Source organism: Actinosynnema sp. (genome assembly GCF_052038725.1).
The window spans coordinates 1-2,138 of sequence record NZ_JBQGCX010000341.1 but is presented as its reverse complement, the minus strand read 5'-3'; the positions used below and the strand labels follow the sequence as shown (position 1 = coordinate 2,138).

The 2,138-nt window shown below is 75.8% G+C and carries 2 protein-coding genes; one reads left to right on the top strand and one right to left on the bottom strand.

What is annotated here, in order from left to right:
- Positions 1–41 precede the first annotated feature (41 nt).
- Complete coding sequence (locus tag ACTUAL_RS06775) at positions 42–767, bottom strand: TetR/AcrR family transcriptional regulator (protein WP_440899649.1); 726 nt, start codon at positions 765–767, stop codon at positions 42–44.
- Positions 768–857: 90 nt separating this feature from the next.
- Between ACTUAL_RS06775 and ACTUAL_RS06770 the strand changes: the two genes are divergently transcribed.
- A partial coding sequence (locus tag ACTUAL_RS06770) for an MFS transporter (RefSeq protein ID WP_440899648.1) occupies positions 858–2,138 on the top strand: 1,281 nt, incomplete at its 3' end.

The window sequence follows — 2,138 nt, the reverse complement described above, 5'->3', positions numbered from 1 at the left end:
TCGTGTCCGGGTCAGTCGCGCCTGGGCCAGTCGCGTCCGGGTCATTCGCGCCCGGCGCGCTCCAGCCCGTCGAGCACCAGCGCGACGGTGAAGTCGAACCGGTCGTGCCCGGTCCCGGCGGACAGCTCGGCGGCGTGCCGCTTGGACACCGCGAACGCGTCCGGCAGCTCCGCGAACCGCCGGGCCATCTCCTCCCGGCTGATCACCCACTCCTCGCCGCCCGCGGTCCGGCGCGCGGCCAGCGAACGCTCCAGGCTGTAGGCGTTGACGTACAGGGTCAGCGCGTCGACCGCCCACGCGGCGGCCTGCGGCGGGACCCCGCCCGCGAGCGCGATCGCGAGCATCCCCTCGCTCACCCGCAGCGTGTCCAGGTTGGACGGCGCGGCGGCCAGCGCGGCGCGGGAGACGCCGGGGTAGCGCAGGTACTCGTCCCGCAGCGCGGCGCAGACGGCGGTCAGCTGCGCCCGCCACGCCGCCGGGTCCGGCTCGGGCAGCGCGACCCGCGCGCACAGGCGGCCGATCAGCAGCTCGTCCAGGTCCTCCTTGTTGACCACGTGCGCGTACAGCGACGACGCGCCCGTGCCCAGCGCGGCGGCCACCCGGCGCATGGTCAGCGCCTCGTAGCCCTCGCGCTCGACGATGCCGAAGGCGGTGTCGACGATCGCGTCCACGGTGATCGGGGCCTTGCGCGCCGCCCCGCGCCCGGTGGCGGCCTCGCCGCCGGGGAGCTGGTTGCGGGCGGCGCGGCGCTGCTGCGGTGTGGGCACGGGACGAGTCTAGTCGCCGGGGGCGAACAGTGTTCCAGGTAACTTCGAACGGTGTTCGCCTTGTTCTGAACACTGTTCGAGAGTAGAACAGTGTTCGTGCCTGTTGACCTGCGAACCACCCCGTCCACCGCCACCCCGCTCCCGCCGGCCTCGCTGCGCCAGGCGTGGGTGGCGCTCGTCGGCCAGTCGGCCGGGTTCCAGTTCGACATGCTCGACAACTCCGTCCTCACCGTCGCCCTGCCCACCATCGGCCGCGAGCTGGCCGCCACCACCACCGAGCTGCAGTGGGTCACCGCCGCCTACGCGGTCGTCTTCGGCGGCCTGATGCTCGCCTTCGGCGCGCTCGCCGACCGCTTCGGCCGCCGCAGGCTCATGCTCACCGGCCTGGCCCTGCTCGCCACCACCAGCCTCGCCACCGCCCTGGTCACCACCGCCTGGCAGCTCATCGCAGTCCGCGCGGCCCTCGGCGTGGCCGCCGCCATGACCACCCCCGGCTCCATGGCGCTGGCCTTCCGGCTGTTCCGCGACGACGCGCTGCGCGTGCGCGCCACCACGCTCATCTCCACCGTCGGCCTGGTCGGCCTGGCGATCGGCCCGACCCTGGGCGGCCTCGTCATCGCGGTCGCGCCCTGGCAGGTCCTGCTGCTGGTCAACGCCCCGATCGCGGTGCTCGCGCTGGTCGGCGTCCGGGCGGGCATCGCCCCCGACGACCCGGCCGAGCTGCACCGCGCCCCCGTGGACGTCCTCGGCGCGCTGCTGGGCACGGCGACCGTCGTGCTCGCCCTGGTGACGCCGACCCTGGCCGTGGACGCGGGCGGCTGGACCCCGTGGGCGACCGGGCTCACCGCCGTCGCCGCCGCGCTCGGCTTCGCCCACCGCCAGCGCACCGCCGCCCACCCGCTGCTGGACCCGGCCCTGCTGGCCCGACCGCTGGTGGCCAGCGGCCTCGCCTACAAGGCGGCGGCGGGCATGGCCACCGCGGGCCTCGGCTACCTGGTGGCCCTCCAGCTCCAGCTCGACTGGGGCTGGTCGCCCGCGCAGGCCGCGCTGGGCACCCTGCCGCAGGTCGTGGTCCTGCTCGCCGGGGGCGCGTTCGTGCAACCGCTGCTGCGCAGGCTCGGGTTCGACCGCGCCGCGTGGCTGGGCGCGGCGGCGGTCGCGGCCGGTCTGGCCGAGTACGCCCTGCTCGGGCGCCTCGGGTACCCGTGGGTGGCCCTCGCGCTCGTGCTGGTCGCGCTGGGGCTGCGCGTGGTCGGCGTGGTCGCGGCCATGAACGTGCTGCGCGGCCTGCCCGAGAACCGCACCACGATCGGCGCGGCCCTCACCGACACCGCGAGCGAGGTCACCTCGGCGGTGGGGCTGGCGGTGGTC